Here is a 19,326-nt window from a genome sequence, read left to right on the forward strand (position 1 = left end):
CCGGCAGTTGCCTGCCAGCCCGTGCGTGGGTGCGTCAGTTGACCATCATGTGGAAGTGCATGCTCCAGATGATCCAGATGGAGAGCGCGACCACGATGAAAAGAATGACCAGCGTGAAAACAAAACTGGCCAGGTTCCAACCGCCCTCCGAGGAGCGGTTCATATGCAGGAAGTACACCAGCTGCACCACGATCTGCACGACGGCAAAGCCGACCAGCAGGAACAGCGTCAGCGGCCGCGACAGCACCGGGTTCATCACCAGCATGAAGGGGATGACGGTGAGTACCGCGCAGATCACAAAGCCGATCAGGTAGGAGCGGGTCGAGCCATGTCCACCACCGGCGCGGGACGTATCGATATCGGACATGGTCAGAACACTCCAATCAGATAGACAAAGGTGAAGACGCAGATCCAGACCAGGTCCAGGAAGTGCCAGAACAGGCTCAGGCAGGAGATGCGGGTGACGTTGCTCGGGGTGAGGCCGCGGCGGTGCACCTGGTGCATTACCACCGCCATCCAGATCAGGCCGCTGGCAACGTGTATGCCGTGCGTGCCCACCAGCGCGAAGAACGCGGACAGGTAGGCACTGGTGGTCGGGCCGGCGCCGATGTGGATCAGGTGGTTGAACTCATACAGCTCCATACCGATGAAGCCGGCACCGAGTGCGAAGGTGACGCCCAGCCAGGCCAGCACGGCCCGCTTGTTCTGCCGGTGCATCGCCAGCACGGCCTGGCCGTAGGTGATGCTGGAGAACAACAGCAGGAAGGTCTCCACCATCACGAACGGCAGCGAGAACAACTCCGCGCCGGTCGGCCCGCCGGCATACGCATTGCTGAGCACCGCGTAGGAGGCGAACAGCGAGCCGAACAGCACCAGGTCGGACATGAGGTAGACCCACATGCCGAAGACCTTCATGCCGCCCTGGTCGTGTCCATGGTCGTCATGGGCGTGGCCGGGCACCTGCTCGGCGGTGACCACGGTATTGGACATCAGGTTCATGCAATCACCCCGTGTTGCTTGAGCTTGCGCTGGTGCTGGTTTTCAATTTTTGCTACTTCCTCGGCGCTGACGTAGTAGTCCACGTCCTCGTCGTAGGAACGCACGATCCAGGTGACGATCATCGCCACGAAGCTCGCACCGGCCAGCCACCAGATGTGCCAGATCAAGGCAAAGCACAGCGCCAGTATCCAGATGTTGAGGATCAGCGGCACGCCGGTGTTACGCGGCATGTGGATGGGTGCGTAGTGCTTGGGCGGCGGCGGCAGGCCTTCCTTCTTGGCTTCGTGGAAGGCGTCGAGCTGGTCGGCCTTGGGCACCACGGCAAAGTTGTAGAACGGCGGCGGCGAAGGCGTGGCCCATTCCAGCGTGCGTGCGTTCCACGGGTCGCCGGTGAGGTCCAGGTTCTTCTTGCGGTCGCGCACGCTGACGTAGATCTGCACCAGCATCAGCACGATACCGGCCAGCACGAACAGGGCACCGATGAAGGCGGCAATCAGGTAGGGCGTCCACTCGGGGTTGTCGTACTGGTTCATGCGCCGGGTCATGCCCATGAAGCCGAGCATGTACAGCGGCATGAAGGCCAGGTAGAAACCAATCACCCAGCAGGCGAAGGACCACTTGCCCAGGCGCTCGTTGAGGGTGAAGCCGAACACCTTCGGGAACCAGTAGACAAAGCCGGCAAGGTAGCCGAACAGCGCGCCACCGATGATGGTGTTGTGGAAGTGGGCCACCAGGAACAGGCTGTTGTGCAGCAGGAAGTCCGCACCCGGGATGGCCAGCAGCACGCCGGTCATGCCACCAATGGTGAAGGTGACCAGAAACGCAATGGTCCACAGCATCGGCACGCTGAACTCGACGCGGCCGCCGTACATGGTGAACAACCAGGTGAAGATTTTCACGCCGGTGGGGATGGCGATGATCATCGTCATGATGCCGAAGAAGGCATTGACGCTGGCACCGGAGCCCATGGTGAAGAAGTGGTGCAGCCACACCACGAACGACAGGATGCCGATCGCCAGCGTTGCACCCACCATCGACTTGTAGCCGAACAGCTTCTTGCGCGAGAACGTGGCGGTGACTTCGGAGAAGATGCCGAACGCCGGCAATACCAGGATGTACACCTCCGGGTGGCCCCAGGCCCACACCAGGTTGACGTACATCATCGGGTTGCCACCCAGGTCATTGGTGTAGAAGTTGAAGTCCAGGTAGCGATCCAGGGTGAGCGCGCCCAGGGCGACGGTCAGGATCGGGAACGCGGCAATGATGATCACGCTGGTGACCAGCACGGTCCAGGTGAACACCGGCATCTTCATCAAGGTCATGCCCGGCGCACGCATGCGCAGGATGGTGATGAACAGGTTGACGCCGGTCAGCAGTGTGCCAACACCGGAGGCCTGTAGCGCCCAGATGTAGTAATCCACACCCACGCCTGGACTGAACTCGATACCCGACAACGGCGGGTAGGCCACCCAGCCGGTCATGGCGAATTCGCCTACGCCCAGCGAGATCATCATCAGCGCAGCGCCGACCACGAAGATCCAGAAGCTGAAGGCATTGAGGAACGGGAACGCCATGTCGCGCGCGCCGATCTGCAACGGCACGATGATGTTCATCAGGCCCACCACGAACGGCGTGGCCACGAAGAAGATCATGATCACGCCATGGGCGGTGAAGATCTGGTCGTAGTGTTCCGGTGGCAGGAAGCCGTCACTGCCGGGGCCGGCGGCGGCCAACTGGGCACGCATCATCAAGGCGTCGGCGAAGCCACGGATCAGCATCACCAGCGCGACCACGACATACATGATGCCGATCTTCTTGTGGTCCACCGTGGTGAACCAGTCGCGCCACAGCACGCCCCACAATTTGAAATAGGTGACCGCGGCCAGCAATGCGAGGCCGCCGAGCACCATGCCCGCCAATGTCACTGCGACGATCGGGTCGTGCAATGGCACGGCGTCCCACGTCAATTTACCGAACATGCTCATTACTCCTGGGAGGCCTTGGTTTCTGCGTGCTGGCCCGACGCGGCCGCGGTGTTCTCACCCACGCCGATGAACTGGTCGATGACCTTCTTGAACAGCAGCGGTTCGACGCTGGCGAAGTGGCGCACCGGCTCCTTGCGGGTGGGGGCGGCCAGTCGCTTGAATTCGTCGAAGCTCAGTTGCTCCGGCGAGCGGCGCACTTCCGCCACCCAGCCATCGAACTGTTCGTCGGTCATCGCGGTGGCGACGAATTTCATGTTGGAGAAGCCGTGGCCGCTGTAGTTGCCGGACATGCCGCGGAACTGGCCGGGCTCGTTGGCCACCAGGTGCAGCTGCGTGCGCATGCCGGCCATCGCGTAGATCTGCCCACCCAGCTGCGGGATGAAGAAGGTGTTCATCGTCGAGTTGGAGGTAATGTCGAACGCCAGCTCGCGGTTGGCCGGGAAGTTGAGCTGGTTGACCGTGGCAATGCCCAGGTCCGGGTAGACGAACACCCACTTCCAGTCGGTGGAAATGACTTCCACATGCAGCGGCTCGCCGGGCACATCCAGCGGCTTGTAAGGGTCAAGTTCGTGCGTGGATTTCCACACGATCACCGCCAGCACCGCCACGATGATCAGCGGCACGCCCCACACCACGATTTCCACCTTGGTGGAGTGCGCCCAGTCGGGCATGTACTTGGCCTTGGTATTGCCGGCGCGGTACTTCCAGGCAAAGACGAAGGTCAGCACGATGGCCGGAATCACCACGATCATCATCAGCGCCACGCAGATGAGGATCAGGTCGCGCTGGGCAATGCCCACATCGCCCTTGGAGTCCAGCAATACCCAGTTGCAACCAGACAAACCCACGCATGCCAAAGCGGCCAGCGCTGGGCGGATGCGTTTCCAGCAGATATTCATTGAAGGTCGACCCTGTTGAAGGAGCTGCTGACCAGGGACTGCCTGCGCCCGGCACGCAGGCGGGGAGCGGCTACACTGTCCGTACGGCGGCGCCTACAAAAGGATTGCCGATCCAGTCAAGCCCATACAAGATACATCATTGTATGGGTTCGTGCACGTACAACGCATGGAAGGAACCCTCCAGATGCAGCAAGCCGCCGCTGGCCGACGCCTGAAAAAGCCGAACCGGACCTGGGTCCGCCCTTTCGCCGAGGGCGCCGGGCCGCTGTATCTGCAGATTGCCCAGCAGGTGCGCGAGGCAGTGGATGACGGCGTGCTGCAGCCCGGCGACCGCCTGCCGCCGCAGCGTGACCTGGCCCAGCTGATGGGCGTGGACCTGACCACGGTCACCCGCGCCTATGCCGAGCTGCGTCAGACCGACCTGCTGGACGCGCAGGGCGCCGGTGGCACCTTCATTGCCATGTCGGCCGGCAACAGCGACACCTCGGTGGACCTGAGCATGAACATCCCGCCGCTGCTGGGCAGCAGCGCGTTCGCGCAGAGCATGGAGCAGGGTTTCCAGCAGTTGAGCCAGCAGCTGGGGCAGGGCGAGCTGATGAGTTATCACGTCGGCGCCGGTTCCCGCGACGACCGCGCCGCCGCCGTGCAGTGGCTGGCGCCGATGCTGGGCAACGTGCCGGCCGAGCGGGTGGTGATCTGCCCCGGCGCGCAGGCCGCGCTGTGCGCCATCGTGCTGGCCAAGACCCAGCCGGGCGACGTGATCGCCGCCGAGCAGCTCACCTATCCGGGCCTGCTGGCCGCCGCGCGCGTGCTGCAGCGGGGTATTGCGCCCATCGCCATGGACCACGAAGGCATGCTGCCCGAGGCGCTGGAAGCCGCCTGCCAGCAGCGCAAGCCGGCCTTGATCTACCTCATCCCGACCATCCAGAACCCGACCACGGCGACCCTGTCGCAGGCCCGGCGTGCGGCCCTGCTGGCGGTGGCCCGGCGCTACGGCGTGGCGGTGGTCGAGGACGATCCGTACTGGCTGTTGGCCGCCGATGCGGCGCCGCCGCTGGCGGTGGACAGCCACCCGGAGGCGCCGGTGTATTACGTCTCCACCCTGTCCAAATGCCTGGCGCCGGGCCTGCGCACGGCCTACCTGGTGATCCCGCCGGGCGAGCCGATGGAGCCGCTGCTCGATGCGCTGCGCTCCATCGCGTTGATGCCCACCCAGTCGATGGTGGCGGTGGCCTCGCACTGGATCCGCAGCGGCCAGGCCGACGACATGGTCCGCCGCTTCCAGCAGGAGCTGCGCCAGCGCCAGCAGATTGCCGCCAGCATCCTGCCGGCGCCGTACCAGGCGCACCCGAGCGGGCTGCATGTGTGGCTGCCATTGCCGCCCAGGCTGGACCAGTACCGGCTGATCCAGGCCGCACAGGCGCAGGGCCTGGGCATTGCCAGCTCGGAGGCCTTCAGCATCGAGGACCAGGCCGTCAATGCCATCCGCCTGTCACTGGGCGGGGCGGTGGACCAGCACAGCCTGGCGGCCGCATTGACCCGGCTGACCGAGGTGATCTCCGCTGCGCCTGAGACGCGGACGCAGGCCATCGTTTAACGGGCCGCCGGTCATATCCATACAAAAATGATACATTTTGCATCTTGTATGGATATGCGGGTGGCCATGTGCGCCGGGACAAGCTGAAGTTTCATCTGGTCATGCTGGGCTGCGCCGGCTTCATCGTGCTGGCGCTGGGCTCGCTGGTCTATGTCTGCTCGCGGCCGCAAACCGCCGATGTGCAGGCCAATGAGCGCGCGGCCATCGAGCAGTGCCTGCAGCGCAGCCGCGCACCGGAACGCACCGAGATCTACCGCCGCGCCCAGGCTGATTCCTGCGCGGAGATGCTGGAGCAGTACGAGCACAAGTTCGGCGCGGACGCGTCGTCGTGAGTCCGCCCGGTGGCACGCCGCCGCGCCGGCGCGGGATGCGGCTGTGGATTGCCGCAGGCTGCGTGCTGATGGCCGGTATCGCGGTGGCGGTGTGGCAGTACTTCGGTTTCAGCGACCAGGCCAGCTTTGCCGAGCAGGCCATCGTCTTCGACGACACCCAGCTCAAGCTGCCGGCGGAGTTGGCCGGCGCAAACGGGCGCATCCGTGTGGTGCACTTCTGGGACCCGGCGTGCAAGGTCTGCAACCGTGAAACCGGCGCACACCTCAGTTACCTGACCACGATGTACCGCCGTGCCGGCATTGATTTCTACGCCGTGCGCAAGCCGGGCACCCAGGGTGAACTGCCGGACTACCTGCGCGGCCGTTTGAAGGAACTGCCCACCATCCAGGGCGTGGAGCAGATTCCGGCCAGCCCAGCAGTCGCCATCTGGGACCGGCAGGGGCAGCTGGCGTATGCCGGCCCGTACAGCATCGGCATGGTCTGCAACTCGGCCAACAGTTTTGTCGAACCCATCCTCGACAAACTCGTCGCCGGGCAGACAGTGCGCCCACGCGGGCTGCTTGCCGTGGGTTGTTACTGCGCCTGGCAAGACAAAGGCTGACCCACACCCATGAATCGACATGCACGGGGTTGTGCGTCTGTTATGCACGCACGCATGAAAAACGGCGGGCCCCCGCTCCAACCGACCGATGGTTGTGAGCAGGCACCCGCCGCTGATGTAAACAATAGTGCGCGACATCTTCCATACATGGCGCGACAGTTTGTCGCAGCCTTCCACGGCCAAGGCCAGGGTGCACAGTGAGCTGGATAGACAACGCACTGGCCAGCAATGGCCCGATCTACCTGCGCATCGTCAACAGCCTTGAGCGCACCATGAACACCGGCGAGCTGGTGCCCGGCCATCGCCTGCCATCGCAGCGTGCGCTGGCCAAGCAACTGGGCATCGACCTGACCACGGTGACGCGCGCGTTTGATGAAGCACGCCGGCGTGGCCTGATCGAAGCACGCGGCCCGCAGGGCAGTTTCATCGCACCGCCCAAAGCCGCGTTCGGCCAGCCGGTGGACTTGAGCATGAACGTGCCGCCGGTTCCGGATGCCACCGCATTGAATGATGTGTTGCGGCGGGGCGCGGCGGCGGTGCTTGCACGCAGCAATGCACTCAATCTGATGACCTACCACCTCAGTGGCGGCAGCCCGACCGACCGCCACGCGGCCATCAGCTGGTTGCAGCCGATGCTGGGCAACGTGCATGAAGCCCATCTTGTGGTGGCCGAAGGCGCGCAGTTTGCACTGGCGTCCATCCTCATCAGCCAGACCCATGAAGGCGACACGGTGCTCTGCGACCAGCTCGTGTATCCGGGCCTGCTGCAGGTGGCCAGGTCACTCGGTCGCCGCTTGCTGCCGGTGCACGGCGATGCCGATGGCATGTGCCCGGAGGCGCTCGCGCGTGCAGCCAGGGACAGTGGCGCACGCGTGGTCTACCTCAATCCCACCTGCAACAACCCGACCGCGCTGACCCTTTCACCGCAGCGACGCGCTGAACTCGCGCGCGTGCTGCAGCACTGCCAGCTGCTCGCCATCGAGGATGATCCGTACTGGCATCACGAGGCCAGCAAGCCTACGCCCATCGCCGCGCTCGCGCCGGAGTGCGTGTACTACGTCTCCACGCTGTCCAAGGCGATCAGCCCCGGCCTGCGTACCGCGTTCGTGCAATGCCCGTCAGCCGGCCACGCCGAAGCACTTGCTGCGGCGCTGCGTTCCATCTGCCTGATGGGGCATCCACTGGTGATGGCGCTGGTCAGCCAGTTGTTGCTGGACGGCTCGGCGCACACCTTGCTCAAGCAGGTGCTGGCGGAAGCCGGTGAGCGCACCGCCTTGGCCGAACACCTGCTGGCGCCTTCTCTGAAGGCGCGGGCAAGCGGCCTGCATGCATGGTGCAGCGTGCCCGAGCCTTGGACCGACGCTACCTTTGTGCACGCCGCGCAGCTGCAAGGCCTGGCGATCTCACCGTCATCGGCATTCCGCCCGGAAGGTTCGCCGCAACAACGCGGCTTTCGTTTGTCGTTGGGCCTGGCAGAAGACCGCCGACAACTGGAGAGCGCCCTGCGCCGCATCAACCAGCTGATCATCTCGCCTGGCGTTCCTGCGGTGCAGCGCTGAGTGCGATGCCAGCACGTTGTGCGGCATCGCACTCAACGCCATTGCTTGTTCGCTGTTTCCTGCAGCACTCACTCCACTGTGATGCCCTGCTTTCAACCGCTGCCCGCCAGGAACACCTGTGCATCGCTCACGGTGATGATGTCCTTGAGCGCCCGGCGCTTGTCGGCGGTATTGGCGTAGTGCGATTTGGCGATGCGGTAACCCACCCAATAGCCCACATCCTGCGGGTTGGAAGGGGTGGAGTTGTACAGCCAGTTCTTCAGATCGGTGGAGGCCATCTCGGCCAGGAATGCAGTTTCGATTTCCAGCTCGCGGCCACGCACCAGTTCGGCCACAAGCGCCGCCGCGCCTTCGGCTGGCGCACTCCTGGTGCCTTGGTGTTGCGGCAGGTCAAACCTCGCTGTTCACATCGCCTGGAAGGGGCGCGCCGCGTTGCGTTTTGATGAATAGGAAGGCGGGGGTGATTGCGGAAGATCCGTTCGTGCATGACGGTTCGCGTATTCATGATCTGCCCGTTCAAGGGGGCGAATTCGGCGAAGGCTGAAAATGCCGCAGATTCCTGCGATGAGCGTTGCAATCGGGCCGGTTGCAATGTCTTCACGGTGCATCCACGTACTCCAACCGCAGCTGACGGGCGCTGCTGGCTCCGGCAAAAACGCCGCTATATTCCAGACACCCCAGACGAAAGGAGGGTGTGGCATGACTCTGACCAAGCAACAGATGGCAATGGCGCGCAGGCTCGGTGTGGCGATCTTCGTCACCGTAGGCCTCGCTTCCTGTGCAACCTATAAAGAGGAGTTTGCAGGGATCAACTCACGACTGGATCAACTCGACACGAGGGTGCAAGGCGCGGCCCAGAGTGCCGAGTCCGCCAATCAGTCCGCGCAGCGGGCCAATCAACGCCTGGATCAGATCGAAAGCCGCGTACAGCAGCTGGAAAGCGCGCCACCCCGCCGCACACCTCGCGGCTAGTCGCTGCACAACGGGTGATACGCGTCTGAATCCGGAACCCGGTGGCCTTTGTCGGCCACTGGTTTCCTTCTGATCGGGCAGCCTGCAATACGCAATACAAGGAGCCTCGCCATCCGTAGGTATGCATACCCCGCAATCCGCACCCTGTGTGGCGCGTTGGTCATGACGTTGGTGTTGGTCAACAGTGGTGTGGCCAGCGCCGAAGATGCCCCCGCGCAAACGGCCGCCGCCGTCGATGAGCTTCCGGCAGGCCAACAGGTATCGGAGACGGTGATTGAACTGGCCGGCTGGGTTGTCGCAAGCCAGGACAACCAGGGGTATCCGTTCGCGATCATGGACAAGGCGGCTGCACAGATATTGGTATTTGGCGGCGATGGCCGGCTCCGTGGCGCCGCATCGGGGTTGTTTGGCTCGGCGACTGGCGATCATGTCGCGCCGGGTATTGCCGGCCTTGCACTGCGCGAAATTCCGGGCCGCGATCGCACCACGCCGGCGGGCCGCTTTGTCGGCGGCTTCGGCCCATCGATCGATGCTGGGCGCGTGCTGTGGGTGGACTACGATTCGGCGGTTTCCATCCACCCTACTGCCACGGGTGTTCCGTCCGAGAGACGTGTCGAACGCCTTGCTTCGCCGACGCCGGACGACAACCGCATCACCCATGGTTGCATCAACGTCTCGCCCGGTTTCTACGAGCAGATCGTCAGCACCACGTTCGAGCGCGGTGGCCTGTTCTACATCCTCCCGGATGCGGACTCGCTGGCGGAGACGTTTCCGGAGTTCGTGGAAAGCCGCGCCTCTGCCGCGCATGACGACGAGCGAAAACCGGGGTCAGCGTCGGGTTCCCAAAAATCAAGGTAAGACTCGGAGACGTCCCCGCGTTCTTGTCTCAAGATCACCAGCCGGCTTCCATTTGCAGCAGAAACAAGCACACCCTGCGCAAGCTTCGATGCGGCCGTGCTCTGTGAGCACATCATCACGCTGCCGCACCTGAAGACAGCCCGGCGCGAACAAGGCCGGGCCGGGCGGTACGACTGACTTGTGAACAACGCACATGCGATGCCTGCTCGGCGTCGCCGTTCCTGTCCATGTGCGCAACGCTTGAACGCATGCCCGACAAGGGGCAGGTTGCGGAAGCGTCCGTGGCCTGCCCCTCCAATACCGCACGCCCGTCGTTACAGCTCGGACGTGCTGGTGATGAACACCGGCGGCGCTACCTCCAGCGTTTCAACCGTGACCGCACGGCCGGCGACGAAGTTGGCGATGTTGTCGGCAACGGCTGGGTTGCCAACCCACATTTCGTTGTCATGGCTGGCGTTGCGTATCACCAGTTGCTGGCCCTTGCTGAAGCCGGGCAGCAGTGCCTGCGCGTTGGCCTGCGGGGTGCGGCCATCGAGCGTGCCGCTGATGAAGAGCGTGGGCACGTCACTGTGCAGCGGTGCACGGAATGCCTCGCCCAGATCGAGCATGCCGAGACCGTCGGCAACCTCCGGGAACGGAAAATTCAATGCATCACCGAGCAGGCTTTGGTGTGACTGCGCCGCTGCCAGGGCACGGCGCTGTGGGCTTTGGCCGGAGGCCACATCCATTGCGGTCGGCATGGCACGGAAGCTGCCCAGGCCCTCGCGCACGGTCAACGCAATGGTTGCGAGCAGATCGTAGCTGCCCGCTTCGGCTTCGCGCAGCGCCAGCGGCAGCATCCGCTGGGTGGTGCGGCGGCCAAGTGCGATGGCTATCGCCAGCTGCGCGTCGAATGCGCCAATGGTCACCTTCCTGCCGCCATGCATGAAGCTGCTTCCTTGCGCGGGTTGTTGCCGCAGCTTTGCCAACACGCGTTGTGCCGAGCCCTGCAGGTCCTCAAAGCCATCTTTCTTCGCAACCACGCCGAGGTCGGCCAACAAGGCATCGGCGGACAGCGGCAGCTTGATCGTATCGTCGGGCCCTTCGCTGCCCATCAACACCACGCGTTCGAGACTTGCCGGGTGCCGGCGCACCGTCGCCAGCGCCAGATGGGTGCCGTAGCTCATTCCCCACAGGCTCAGTCGTGGCAGCGCCATTGCACGCCGCAGGTATTCGATGTCGTCGGCGCTTTCGGCGGTGGTATAGGCACCCAGATCAACCTCGGCGTTCTGCCAGAAGGCAAGGCAGCTGGCCAGCGTTGCCTTCAGTGCAACCAAGGTGGCCTCGCGTTGCAGGGGCTGGGCGTCGTCAAATTTCTGCTCGTGCGGGCACTCCGGTGGCATCTGCGAAAAGTCGGTGCCGCGCTGGTCAAGCAGCAGCACATCGGCTTCGCGACGGACGCGGTCAAACACCGGCCAACGCGGCCCAAGTGCAGTGCCGAAGCCAGAACCACCGGGACCGCCGGCCAGGTAAACCACCGGCGCCGCACGCCCATCACCCCCCGTGGCGGGCAGGCGCACCACACGCAGGCGGATGCGCGGTCCATTCGGCTCGCTGTGTCGGCGTGGCACCTCCAGGAACGCTTCCTCGGTCGCGATGGTGCCGTTGCCCTTGGTCTGCATGGCATAGGGCGAGAACACCAGCGGCGTGGGCGCATCGCTTGCCAGTGCCTGTAGTGCGCCGGCACTGGCAAGACACATCACGGCAAGCCTGGCGGCCAGCGGAAAGCGCATCCGCTGCGTGGCTGCGCCGGTGGCGACAGCATTGCGATGCTCGAAATCGGAGAGGGAGTTGGTGGACATGGCGGGCTCCGGTTGGCAGGGAATTCGGCGGTGGGGCAGGGCACCGACGACGGCGTGATCGCGGTATCACCCAGCCCCGGAGCCAGCATCCCCTCCGCCGGGCTGTTCCCGCTGCACGCGTCTGCCGAACGTCTCCAAACGGCCGTCCAATGTCTCCGCACAGCCGATACGATAGGCGCATGCCGATCCTGCGAACCTTGACTGTCCTGGCTGTACTGCTCGCTGCCGTCGCTGCATGGTTGGCGGTCTCGGCGCCGGACATGGCCCAGGTGCAGGTGTTGGCCGGTGAGATGGCGCCCGCAAGAGTGGCCGCGACAGGTGCGCTGCCGCAGCATCCTCCTGCCGATGTGGACTGGCGTCCGCTCGATCAGCGCGTTCTCGCGGGTTGGCAGGGACCGTACTGGCTGCGTTGGCGGTCAAGCAGCTCTGCTACCCAGAGTGATCCCGGCCGTGCGCTGCGGCTGTCATTGCGCGCTGCCAGCCAGCTTTACTGGAACGGCCAACCCTTGCCCGGCAACGGTGTGGTGGGGCGCAGTGCCCAAGAGGAGCACGCCGGTCGCATTGATGTGGTTCGTGCCTTGCCAGCATCGTCGGCAGCCGACGGGGACGAGTTGATCGTGCTCGCCTCCAGCCAGCAGCAGCGGCTGCACCTGCACAGTGCGGATGCGGTTGCGGTGGTGGGACCGGCGGCCATGTTCCATGGCGACATGCTCCGGCCCTGGCTGATCGCAGCCTTCGCCACGGGCGCACTCGCTGCGGCGTGTCTGTACTTTCTGGCGGTGCAACGCGGCCGCTCGCGCATGCCGGGTGCGCGATTGCTGTTGGCGTTGTGTGCTGTCGGCCTGGCTTTGCCGGTGGTCGAGGCATGGCGCTCGCTGCTGGGCTATGCCTATCCGTGGCATGGCCCACGCCTGTTCCTGCTGCTGGGCCTGCACATGGCTGCGGCGGTGCTGTTGCCGGCTTATCTCGCGCGCCGCTTTGGTGTTGCAGTGCCGGTTGGCATGCGCGTTGCCTACCTTCTTGCGCTTGTGGCCATTGCCCTGTTTCTGCCCGGTTTTGACATGCGTTCCGCGGCGGCATTGTTGTTGAGCCTGCTTGCGTCGGCCGGCCTGCTGCTGCGCGCTCGCAATGGGCAGGATGAGCGCTGGCCGATTCTGGCGCTGGTGCTTGCCGGTGTGCTGGCGCTGCTGGTCGCGCGCGGCACCTTCCTCGATGGGCCGTACTTTTTGTTTCTTGCCGTGTTGATGGGCTTCCTGCTGCTGCGTCACGCCGCACAGCTGCGTGCGCTGGACGAGCACAATGCCCGCCTGCGCGAAGAGCGCGCGCAGCTTTCGCTGCAGCTGTTGCAGCGGGGCATTCAACCGCATTGGTTGATGAACACGCTGACCTGCCTGCAGGAGTTGATCGAGCAGGCGCCGCTGCGCGCCAGCCGGATGGTGGTATCGCTGGCGGAGCAGTTCGACCGCCTGCGCGACAGCAGCACCCGCCAGAGCGTGTCGCTGGAAGACGAGCTGGCGCTGTGTCGCAGCCATCTGGATATCGTCGGCCTGGCATTGGATCAGCCCATGACGCTTGACGTGGAGGCTGATGATTTTGGCCTTTCCCTGCCGCCTGGCGTCCTTCATGCCCAGGTCGAAAATGCGCTGACCCACGCCGGCGCCGTTGCCTGTGCGCAGCGCCCGTTTCGGCTGCGCGTGCAGCGCGAGAGCGAGCGCTGGGTTCTGGAGCTGCGCAGTGCCCAGGGATCGGCGCCACATCGCGGGCGCGGCACAGGCACGCGCTACATCGAAGCGAGTCTGGCGGCGGCCTTTCCTGAGCGCTGGCGCTATGTCCAAGGCAGTGACGGCGCCGACTGGTGCAGCCGGATCGAGATCACATGCGCCTATTGATTGTTGAAGACGAACCGCTGGTGCGCCAGCGTCTGTTGCGGCTGTGCACGGAGCTGGTCGGCTCACGCGCACGCTTCGATGCGGTCGCCGATCTGGAATCGGCCGGTGACCGACTGGAGCGCAGTGTCTACGACGGCCTGCTGCTGGACTTGAACCTCGGCGGCGAAGACGGCTTTGAACTGCTGAGGCGTGCGGTGGCCGGGCGTTACCACTGTGTCGTGGTGTCGGCGCATCGCGAGCGTGCGCTGCAGGCGTTCGAGCACGGCGTGCTGGATTTCGTGCCCAAGCCGTTCTCGCGTGAACGCCTCGGCCAGGCGCTTGAGCGCTTGCTCGATGTCGGCCGCTATCGGTCCGGCCGCGCGCGCTACCTGGGCATATGGCGCGCGCAGGGCACTGCCTTGGTCGAGCTGGCAGAGGTGATGTGGATCCGCGCCGATGGTGACTACAGCGAGCTGCGCCTGCGTGATGGCCGCAGCGAACTGCACGACAAATCCCTGGCTGGCCTGAGCGGCGTGCTGCCGCCGGATTTTGTGCGCTGCCATCGTTCCTACCTGGTCAATCTGCGCCATATCCGCACGCTGCATGCCGGCTCGGGCAGCCGTTATTGGCTGGTACTGAATGATGGCGCGGAGCTGCCGGTGGGGCGTGCCCATGTGGCGGAGTTGCGCGGGGCGCTTGGGCTGGATTGAGGCGGTGCGATTTACTGCTTCGTCGAACCGCGCGTCCACGATGCGGAGTGATACGCCGTCATGCCTGCAACCCGCGACAACACGGTGGATTGAAAGACACGGCTGCAGCCATCACGGGATTTCGTTCAAGGCATCCGTTCAAGCAGTGGAGGCGGGCGGCGCGTGCCAGCCCTGGCGCCCATCAGCGGGCGGCGTGCACGGCTGCTTCCAATGCCAGCAGCAGGTAATCGGACACATGTTTGTCCTTGATGTCCCGAGTTGTCTGCAGCTTGATATGCCGGCGGCCTTTCCCGCTTCCTTCAAGGTGCCCATGTGGATCGCTGATGCGGGCACCGTGACTGAATTCCACCGAGACATGCTGCCTGTAGGCGAACACGCCGCAGAACGGCACGTCCGAAGAGAACAGGATGCCGCCGTATTTCACTTCCTCCGATACGCCGGGAATGGCCTGCCTGGCCAGCGTACGGACAGCGGTGACCAGCGCGTACTGGGTATCACCCAGCAGGCGGATGTCTTCCAGAAGCGCTTCAACGGTACGTGTGGCCATGGTGCGACTGTCCTGGAGTGAAGCCGACGACGCATCAGCTTGCGGGATGCTGGGCCACCGCATCAAGGGGAATACGATGAATGGCCGCTGGCGAGCACTCTGACCGGAATCGATTTTGCCGCAGGTGTGCCGCTGATCCGGTCGTAGTGATCCAGTGGCAGCAGCGGATTCAGTTCCGGGTAGTAGCCGGCGATGGCGCCGCGTGGCATGGGGTAGTCCAGTACGGTCAGTCCATCGATGTGGCGGGTGACACCATCATCGCTGATGGTCTCCAGGCGCACCTGTGCCTCCTTTTCCAGTCCGCGTGCCAAACGATCTTCGATGTTCATGAAGACGACTTTGCGGTCGTTGTACACGCCACGGTAGCGGTCGTTGAAGCTGTACACCGTGGTGTTGTACTGGTCATGCGAGCGCACGGTGGCCAGGCGCAGCATGCCGGGCTCTTCAATGGTGGCATTCACCTCCAGGCCCGGCATCGGCAGGAAGTTGGCCTTGCCGTTGGGCGTGGGCCATACCCGGCGACGCGGGGGAATATCCAGGTGGAAGCCCCTGGGCTGCTTGATGCGCTCGCCGAAGTCGGCGTAGATCTGCGGGTAAACCTCGGCGATGCGGTCGCGGATGAGGTCGTAGTCGTGCATGTAGGCCGCCCAGTCCACCTTGCTGTGCGGCAGCGCCGCCATGGCCATGCGGCAGACGATCTCCACCTCCGGCAGCAGCTTGTCGCTGGCCGGTTCCAGTACGCCGCGCGAGGCGGTCACGTTGGACATGGCATCTTCGATGGTGACGAACTGCTCGCCCAGCGGCGTGCGTATCCACTCTGAGCGTGCCACCACCGGCAGGATCAGCGCATCGCGGCCGTGCACCAGATGGCCGCGGTTGAGTTTGGTGGCAATGCCGACGGTCAGCTCCAGCGTGCGCATGGCCGCATAGGCGCGCTCGGTGTCGGGAACGGCATGGATGAAATTGCCGCCCATGCCGATGAATACCTTGGCGCTGCCATCCAGCATCGCCGCAATGGACTCGACCACATGATGGCCGTGTTCGCGTGGCGGTTCGAAGCCGAACACCTCACGCACCCGGTCCAGATAGGCCTGCGACGGCTTTTCATCGATGCCCACGGTGCGATCACCCTGCACGTTGGAGTGGCCGCGGATGGGGCCGATACCGGCGCCTGGCTTTCCGTAATTGCCGCGCAGGAGCAGCAGGCCGGCAACCTGCTGCAGCAGGCGGGAGCCCTGCTGGTGCTGGGTCAGGCCCATGCCGTAGCAGATGATGGTGGCGTTGGAGCGGATGTAGATCTCCGCACAGCGGCGGATCTGCGCCTGCTGGACGCCGGACACGCGCACGATCTCTTCCCAGTCCTGCGACAACGCGTCCTCGCGCAGCGCATCCAGGCCCACCGTGTGCTCGGCGAGGAACTCGTCATCGAGCACGTTCTCGCCCAGCGCGTCACGCTCGAAGATGACTTTCATCATTCCCTTGATCAGTGCCAGGTCGCCGCCGATCTTGACGTGCACGAACTCGCTGGTGATTTCCGTCGAGCCGAACGTGGCCATCTGCACGATGTCCTGCGGCTCGGTGAAACGGATCAGCGAGCGTTCGGGCATCGGGTTGACTGCCACGATGGGGATGCCGCGCTTACGAGCTTCCACCAGGTTGCTCATCATCCGTGGCGAGTTGGTGCCGGTGTTCTGGCCCATCACGAAGATGGCTTCGGCATGCTCGAAATCGTCGAGCACGATGGTGCCCTTGCCGACACCGATGGCCGGCGGCAGGCCACGGCTGGTGGGCTCATGGCACATGTTCGAACAGTCGGGGAAATTGTTGGTGCCAAATTCCCGCACGAAGATGGAATACAGGAACGCTGCTTCGTTCGGTGTGCGGCCGGAGGTGTAGAACTCAGCCTGGTGGGGGCTTTGCAGTGCCTGAAGGTGGCGGCCGATCAAGGCGAAGGCGTCGTCCCATGCGCAGGGCACATAGCGGTCGCTGGTGGCGTCGTAGCGCATGGGTTCGGTCAGCCGGCCCTGCATTTCCAGCCAGTAGTCGGACTGGGCCATCAACTCGGTGACGGTGTATTGCTCGAACAGTTCGCGTGTTACCCGGTGCTGGGTGGCTTCCCAGGCCAGGGCCTTGGCGCCGTTCTCGCAGAACTCCAGCTTCCTGGTGGTGTCCGCGTCGGGGAATGCGCAACTGGGGCACTTGAAGCCGCCGGGTTGGTTCATGGCCAGCAGGGCGCGGGAACCCTTGGTGATCACGCTCTGCTGCATCAGCACCTTGGCCGTGGCGCCGGCGGCGCCCCAGCCGCCGGCCGGTTGCTCGTAGGGCTTGTAACGCGGGGGCTTGTCGCTCATGACCTGGCACTCGATCGGAGGAAAGTGGCCTTGCGTCCTGCCGATGAAGTTAAGCACGGAATACGGTCGCGGTTGTGTCATCACGGCCTTGCTGCAATGCACCGTTGCCGTGGGCGGCGTGATGCCGGTACGTGTGGGTTTGTACGGCGCAACGGCCCGGGTAATTCTTGAGAGACGCGACATGCGGCGCTGCCTTTTTCTCCCATTCACAGAACACGGAGCCGCGGCAGCGGCGGTTGAGTGGGCGTATTCGCGCGTCCATGATGCCTGCGTTCGCTGCCTGCCGACACCGACGCGGTAGGATCAGGCCGCCGGCGATCCGCTGGTCCGCGCAGCTGTATCCATGCTCTTCAGGAGGAAGGTTTGCCCGCCATGAAATGCACGGCCGCCCCGCACCAGGCGCATCACGACCGCCGGTATCCGTCACGGAGGCAGCACAGCCATGGCTGATGCGAAACAGCCGTTGCGTACAAGGTTGCCCGGTATCGCGCCGCGGAGCGTGTCGCGCTGGCGTGATGGCCGTGAAGAATGCGTGCTGGATGACATCGCCGAGGAAGTGCCCATCGCGATGCAATACAACGGGGTGTCATTCGCGGTGATGATGGCCAGTCCGGTTGATCTGGAGGACTTCGCGCTGGGCTTTTCACTCAGTGAAGGGCTGATTACGGCTGCTGACGAACTGTTGGCGGTGGAGGTGCACGAGCGCATCGAAGGCATCGAGTTGTCGATGACCGTCGCTGCCCACGCACCGGCCGGCGCACTTGATCCGGCCAATGCCAGATGGCTGCCGGGGCGTGCGGGGTGCGGTATCTGCGGGACACGGCTGTTGGAGGATCTGATCCCGCGCATCACGCCGCTGGCGCATGCACAGGTTTATCCGGCGGCGGCATTGCAGCGGGCACTGGCCTCGCTGGCCCGGCACCAGCCGATGAACCTGGCCACAGGTGCGACGCACGCTGCGGCATGGGCCGATGCCGACGGCGTCATCCGCTGGGTGCGCGAGGACGTTGGCCGACACAACGCGCTGGACAAGCTGACCGGCGCCATGTGCAGGCAGGGCGTCGACGCTGAAAAAGGCCTGTTGTTGATCTCCAGCCGGGCCAGTTACGAGATGGTTGCCAAGGCGGCGCTGGCCGGCTTCGGCATCATGGCCGCGGTTTCCGCGCCCACCGCGCTGGCCATCGACGTGGCACGCGGCGCGGGCATCTGCCTGGTCGGCTTTGCGCGTGACCAGGGTTACAACGTCTACAGCTGCCCGGGACGGTTGCAGGCTTCAGCAGCGGTTCCGGGCAGCGGCTGATACGGCGGGGCGCAGGCGTCCTGCAGCCCCGCGCGTGGATTCATGCCAGCAGTGCGTCGCGTGCGGCGGCCTGTGCGGTGGGGTTGAGCACGGGGGCGCCGATCCGGGTCAGCGTGTTGCGGTCGGTGTGACGGAACGGCTCGGCCTGGCCGGGGATGATCAGGATGGTTTCCTGCGCATACGACCAGGTGCCGTCGTCATTCACGGTGACATGGATGTCGTAGCTCTCGGTACGGAAGGCATGCTCCAGGAACGGATTGGACAGGATGCCGTTGGTAGGCGAGCCGCGCACGGCGCGCAGGTGGAACGACTTCGCATCCGGTGCCGCCTTGCCCACCGCCATGGCGGTCTGGCCACGCGGGATGGAGAGGGTCTGGATGAGGGTGCCGGTTGCCGGCTCCCACAGCCAATGGCCTACCTGGTCGTGGAAGGTTTCCACCTCATCGGGTTTCACGATGCGGGTGTGGTAGCGCAGGCCGTAGAACAACTGTGGCCCGTTGGTCTGTGCGTCGATCGGGTGCAGCTCGACATGCTCGATGAACGCCTGGTGTTCAGGGCCGTCTGCTTTCGGGTTGACGTCCATGCCGCGCTCGCCGCGCCAGACGCCGGCCAGTGCGGCCAGCGGCCCGAGATTGGCCAGCGTATCGGGATCGGGAGTCGGTTCGGTGTAGATGTCTTCTGGGTAGTTCGTCACGGGCGTGCGGTGTTCGATTGCAGGGTGCCGACCATGTTACGCGCACTCCAGCGCATTCCCGAAGAGGGCGGACATCCACGGGGCATGGGTGGTTGAGATCGGATCAATGCACGGTGCCGTGCCTTGTCGCCATGGGGCGCGACAAACAGCACAGCGTCGGTGAATACGGGGCGGCGTGTGCGCGTCCCGATTTCCCTGGCAGCAGCCTGCTC

General features: G+C 64.5%; 19 protein-coding genes. 9 read left to right on the forward strand and 10 right to left on the reverse strand.

Features of this window, described 5'->3' with window-relative positions:
- Positions 1–34 precede the first annotated feature (34 nt).
- The 4 genes from cyoD to cyoA are packed head-to-tail and all read right to left on the reverse strand — an operon-like array spanning position 35 to position 3,883.
- Positions 35–367, reverse strand: a complete 333-nt coding sequence (cyoD, locus tag ACVOLO_RS10240; protein ID WP_269792816.1) for a cytochrome o ubiquinol oxidase subunit IV — start codon at positions 365–367, stop codon at positions 35–37.
- A gap of 2 nt (positions 368–369) precedes the next feature.
- On the reverse strand, positions 370–999 hold the full coding sequence (gene cyoC / locus ACVOLO_RS10245; RefSeq protein WP_481570161.1) for a cytochrome o ubiquinol oxidase subunit III: 630 nt from the start codon (positions 997–999) through the stop codon (positions 370–372).
- Positions 996–2,978, reverse strand: coding sequence for a cytochrome o ubiquinol oxidase subunit I (cyoB, locus tag ACVOLO_RS10250; RefSeq protein ID WP_481570162.1), 1,983 nt, complete (start codon positions 2,976–2,978; stop codon positions 996–998). The genes cyoC and cyoB overlap by 4 nt, the downstream gene beginning before the upstream one ends.
- Positions 2,979–2,983: 5 nt before the next feature.
- Positions 2,984–3,883, reverse strand: coding sequence for a ubiquinol oxidase subunit II (gene cyoA / locus ACVOLO_RS10255; RefSeq protein ID WP_481570163.1), 900 nt, complete (start codon positions 3,881–3,883; stop codon positions 2,984–2,986).
- Between the two features lie 184 nt (positions 3,884–4,067).
- Between cyoA and ACVOLO_RS10260 the strand changes: the two genes are divergently transcribed.
- The 4 genes from ACVOLO_RS10260 (at position 4,068) to ACVOLO_RS10275 (ending at position 7,973) form a co-directional block, all read left to right on the forward strand.
- The gene (locus tag ACVOLO_RS10260; RefSeq protein WP_481570216.1) at positions 4,068–5,480 is read left to right on the forward strand and encodes an aminotransferase-like domain-containing protein; all 1,413 of its coding nucleotides are present in this window, start codon (positions 4,068–4,070) and stop codon (positions 5,478–5,480) included.
- A 68-nt stretch (positions 5,481–5,548) separates the two neighbouring features.
- The gene (locus ACVOLO_RS10265; protein WP_481570165.1) at positions 5,549–5,812 is read left to right on the forward strand and encodes a hypothetical protein; all 264 of its coding nucleotides are present in this window, start codon (positions 5,549–5,551) and stop codon (positions 5,810–5,812) included.
- The gene (locus tag ACVOLO_RS10270; protein ID WP_481570166.1) at positions 5,809–6,414 is read left to right on the forward strand and encodes a DUF6436 domain-containing protein; all 606 of its coding nucleotides are present in this window, start codon (positions 5,809–5,811) and stop codon (positions 6,412–6,414) included. Before ACVOLO_RS10265 ends, ACVOLO_RS10270 begins: the two co-directional genes overlap by 4 nt.
- 197 nt (positions 6,415–6,611) lie before the next feature.
- Complete coding sequence (locus ACVOLO_RS10275; protein WP_481570167.1) at positions 6,612–7,973, forward strand: aminotransferase-like domain-containing protein; 1,362 nt, start codon at positions 6,612–6,614, stop codon at positions 7,971–7,973.
- Between the two features lie 92 nt (positions 7,974–8,065).
- Here ACVOLO_RS10275 and ACVOLO_RS10280 read toward each other — a convergent pair whose 3' ends face one another.
- Together ACVOLO_RS10280 and ACVOLO_RS10285 are read right to left on the reverse strand one after the other, a co-directional pair.
- Entirely contained in the window at positions 8,066–8,308 is a 243-nt protein-coding gene (locus tag ACVOLO_RS10280; RefSeq protein ID WP_481570168.1) for a hypothetical protein, read from the reverse strand.
- Positions 8,309–8,377: 69 nt separating this feature from the next.
- Positions 8,378–8,581, reverse strand: coding sequence for a hypothetical protein (locus ACVOLO_RS10285; RefSeq protein ID WP_481570169.1), 204 nt, complete (start codon positions 8,579–8,581; stop codon positions 8,378–8,380).
- 91 nt (positions 8,582–8,672) lie between these two features.
- Here ACVOLO_RS10285 and ACVOLO_RS10290 point away from each other — a divergent pair, with 91 nt between their 5' ends.
- Positions 8,673–8,945: a hypothetical protein gene (locus ACVOLO_RS10290; RefSeq protein ID WP_481570170.1), complete on the forward strand. Its 273-nt coding sequence runs from the start codon at positions 8,673–8,675 to the stop codon at positions 8,943–8,945.
- Positions 8,946–9,107: 162 nt separating this feature from the next.
- Positions 9,108–9,803: a hypothetical protein gene (locus tag ACVOLO_RS10295; protein WP_481570171.1), complete on the forward strand. Its 696-nt coding sequence runs from the start codon at positions 9,108–9,110 to the stop codon at positions 9,801–9,803.
- Between the two features lie 314 nt (positions 9,804–10,117).
- On the opposite strand, the gene ACVOLO_RS10300 is transcribed toward ACVOLO_RS10295, so the two are convergent.
- A complete protein-coding gene (locus ACVOLO_RS10300) occupies positions 10,118–11,644 on the reverse strand; it encodes an alpha/beta fold hydrolase (RefSeq protein ID WP_481570172.1) in 1,527 nt (508 codons plus the stop codon).
- Between the two features lie 179 nt (positions 11,645–11,823).
- Here ACVOLO_RS10300 and ACVOLO_RS10305 point away from each other — a divergent pair, with 179 nt between their 5' ends.
- Together ACVOLO_RS10305 and ACVOLO_RS10310 are read left to right on the forward strand one after the other, a co-directional pair.
- The gene (locus ACVOLO_RS10305) at positions 11,824–13,533 is read left to right on the forward strand and encodes a histidine kinase (RefSeq protein WP_481570173.1); all 1,710 of its coding nucleotides are present in this window, start codon (positions 11,824–11,826) and stop codon (positions 13,531–13,533) included.
- Complete coding sequence (locus tag ACVOLO_RS10310) at positions 13,521–14,222, forward strand: LytR/AlgR family response regulator transcription factor (protein ID WP_481570174.1); 702 nt, start codon at positions 13,521–13,523, stop codon at positions 14,220–14,222. Before ACVOLO_RS10305 ends, ACVOLO_RS10310 begins: the two co-directional genes overlap by 13 nt.
- 181 nt (positions 14,223–14,403) lie before the next feature.
- Here ACVOLO_RS10310 and ACVOLO_RS10315 read toward each other — a convergent pair whose 3' ends face one another.
- Positions 14,404–14,769, reverse strand: a complete 366-nt coding sequence (locus tag ACVOLO_RS10315) for a DUF1801 domain-containing protein (RefSeq protein ID WP_481570175.1) — start codon at positions 14,767–14,769, stop codon at positions 14,404–14,406.
- A gap of 62 nt (positions 14,770–14,831) precedes the next feature.
- Entirely contained in the window at positions 14,832–17,120 is a 2,289-nt protein-coding gene (locus ACVOLO_RS10320; RefSeq protein ID WP_481570176.1) for an FdhF/YdeP family oxidoreductase, read from the reverse strand.
- Positions 17,121–17,562: 442 nt separating this feature from the next.
- Between ACVOLO_RS10320 and fdhD the strand changes: the two genes are divergently transcribed.
- Positions 17,563–18,420 (forward strand): formate dehydrogenase accessory sulfurtransferase FdhD, encoded by an 858-nt coding sequence (fdhD, locus tag ACVOLO_RS10325; RefSeq protein WP_481570177.1) that lies wholly within the window; start codon positions 17,563–17,565, stop codon positions 18,418–18,420.
- Positions 18,421–18,460: 40 nt separating this feature from the next.
- Here fdhD and ACVOLO_RS10330 read toward each other — a convergent pair whose 3' ends face one another.
- Positions 18,461–19,114 (reverse strand): FABP family protein, encoded by a 654-nt coding sequence (locus ACVOLO_RS10330; RefSeq protein WP_481570178.1) that lies wholly within the window; start codon positions 19,112–19,114, stop codon positions 18,461–18,463.
- Positions 19,115–19,326 lie beyond the last annotated feature (212 nt).

It is taken from the genome of Stenotrophomonas sp. STEN056 (genome assembly GCF_056759635.1).

Coding starts and splice junctions, on each gene's coding strand:
- cyoD (WP_269792816.1), bottom strand. CDS start 367: ATGTCCGATATCGATACGTCCCGCGCCGGTGGTGGACATGGCTCGACC.
- cyoC (WP_481570161.1), bottom strand. CDS start 999: ATGAACCTGATGTCCAATACCGTGGTCACCGCCGAGCAGGTGCCCGGC.
- cyoB (WP_481570162.1), bottom strand. CDS start 2,978: ATGTTCGGTAAATTGACGTGGGACGCCGTGCCATTGCACGACCCGATC.
- cyoA (WP_481570163.1), bottom strand. CDS start 3,883: ATGAATATCTGCTGGAAACGCATCCGCCCAGCGCTGGCCGCTTTGGCA.
- ACVOLO_RS10260 (WP_481570216.1), top strand. CDS start 4,068: ATGCAGCAAGCCGCCGCTGGCCGACGCCTGAAAAAGCCGAACCGGACC.
- ACVOLO_RS10285 (WP_481570169.1), bottom strand. CDS start 8,581: ATGCACCGTGAAGACATTGCAACCGGCCCGATTGCAACGCTCATCGCA.
- ACVOLO_RS10290 (WP_481570170.1), top strand. CDS start 8,673: ATGACTCTGACCAAGCAACAGATGGCAATGGCGCGCAGGCTCGGTGTG.
- ACVOLO_RS10295 (WP_481570171.1), top strand. CDS start 9,108: ATGACGTTGGTGTTGGTCAACAGTGGTGTGGCCAGCGCCGAAGATGCC.
- ACVOLO_RS10300 (WP_481570172.1), bottom strand. CDS start 11,644: ATGTCCACCAACTCCCTCTCCGATTTCGAGCATCGCAATGCTGTCGCC.
- ACVOLO_RS10305 (WP_481570173.1), top strand. CDS start 11,824: ATGCCGATCCTGCGAACCTTGACTGTCCTGGCTGTACTGCTCGCTGCC.
- ACVOLO_RS10310 (WP_481570174.1), top strand. CDS start 13,521: ATGCGCCTATTGATTGTTGAAGACGAACCGCTGGTGCGCCAGCGTCTG.
- ACVOLO_RS10315 (WP_481570175.1), bottom strand. CDS start 14,769: ATGGCCACACGTACCGTTGAAGCGCTTCTGGAAGACATCCGCCTGCTG.
- ACVOLO_RS10320 (WP_481570176.1), bottom strand. CDS start 17,120: ATGAGCGACAAGCCCCCGCGTTACAAGCCCTACGAGCAACCGGCCGGC.
- fdhD (WP_481570177.1), top strand. CDS start 17,563: ATGGCTGATGCGAAACAGCCGTTGCGTACAAGGTTGCCCGGTATCGCG.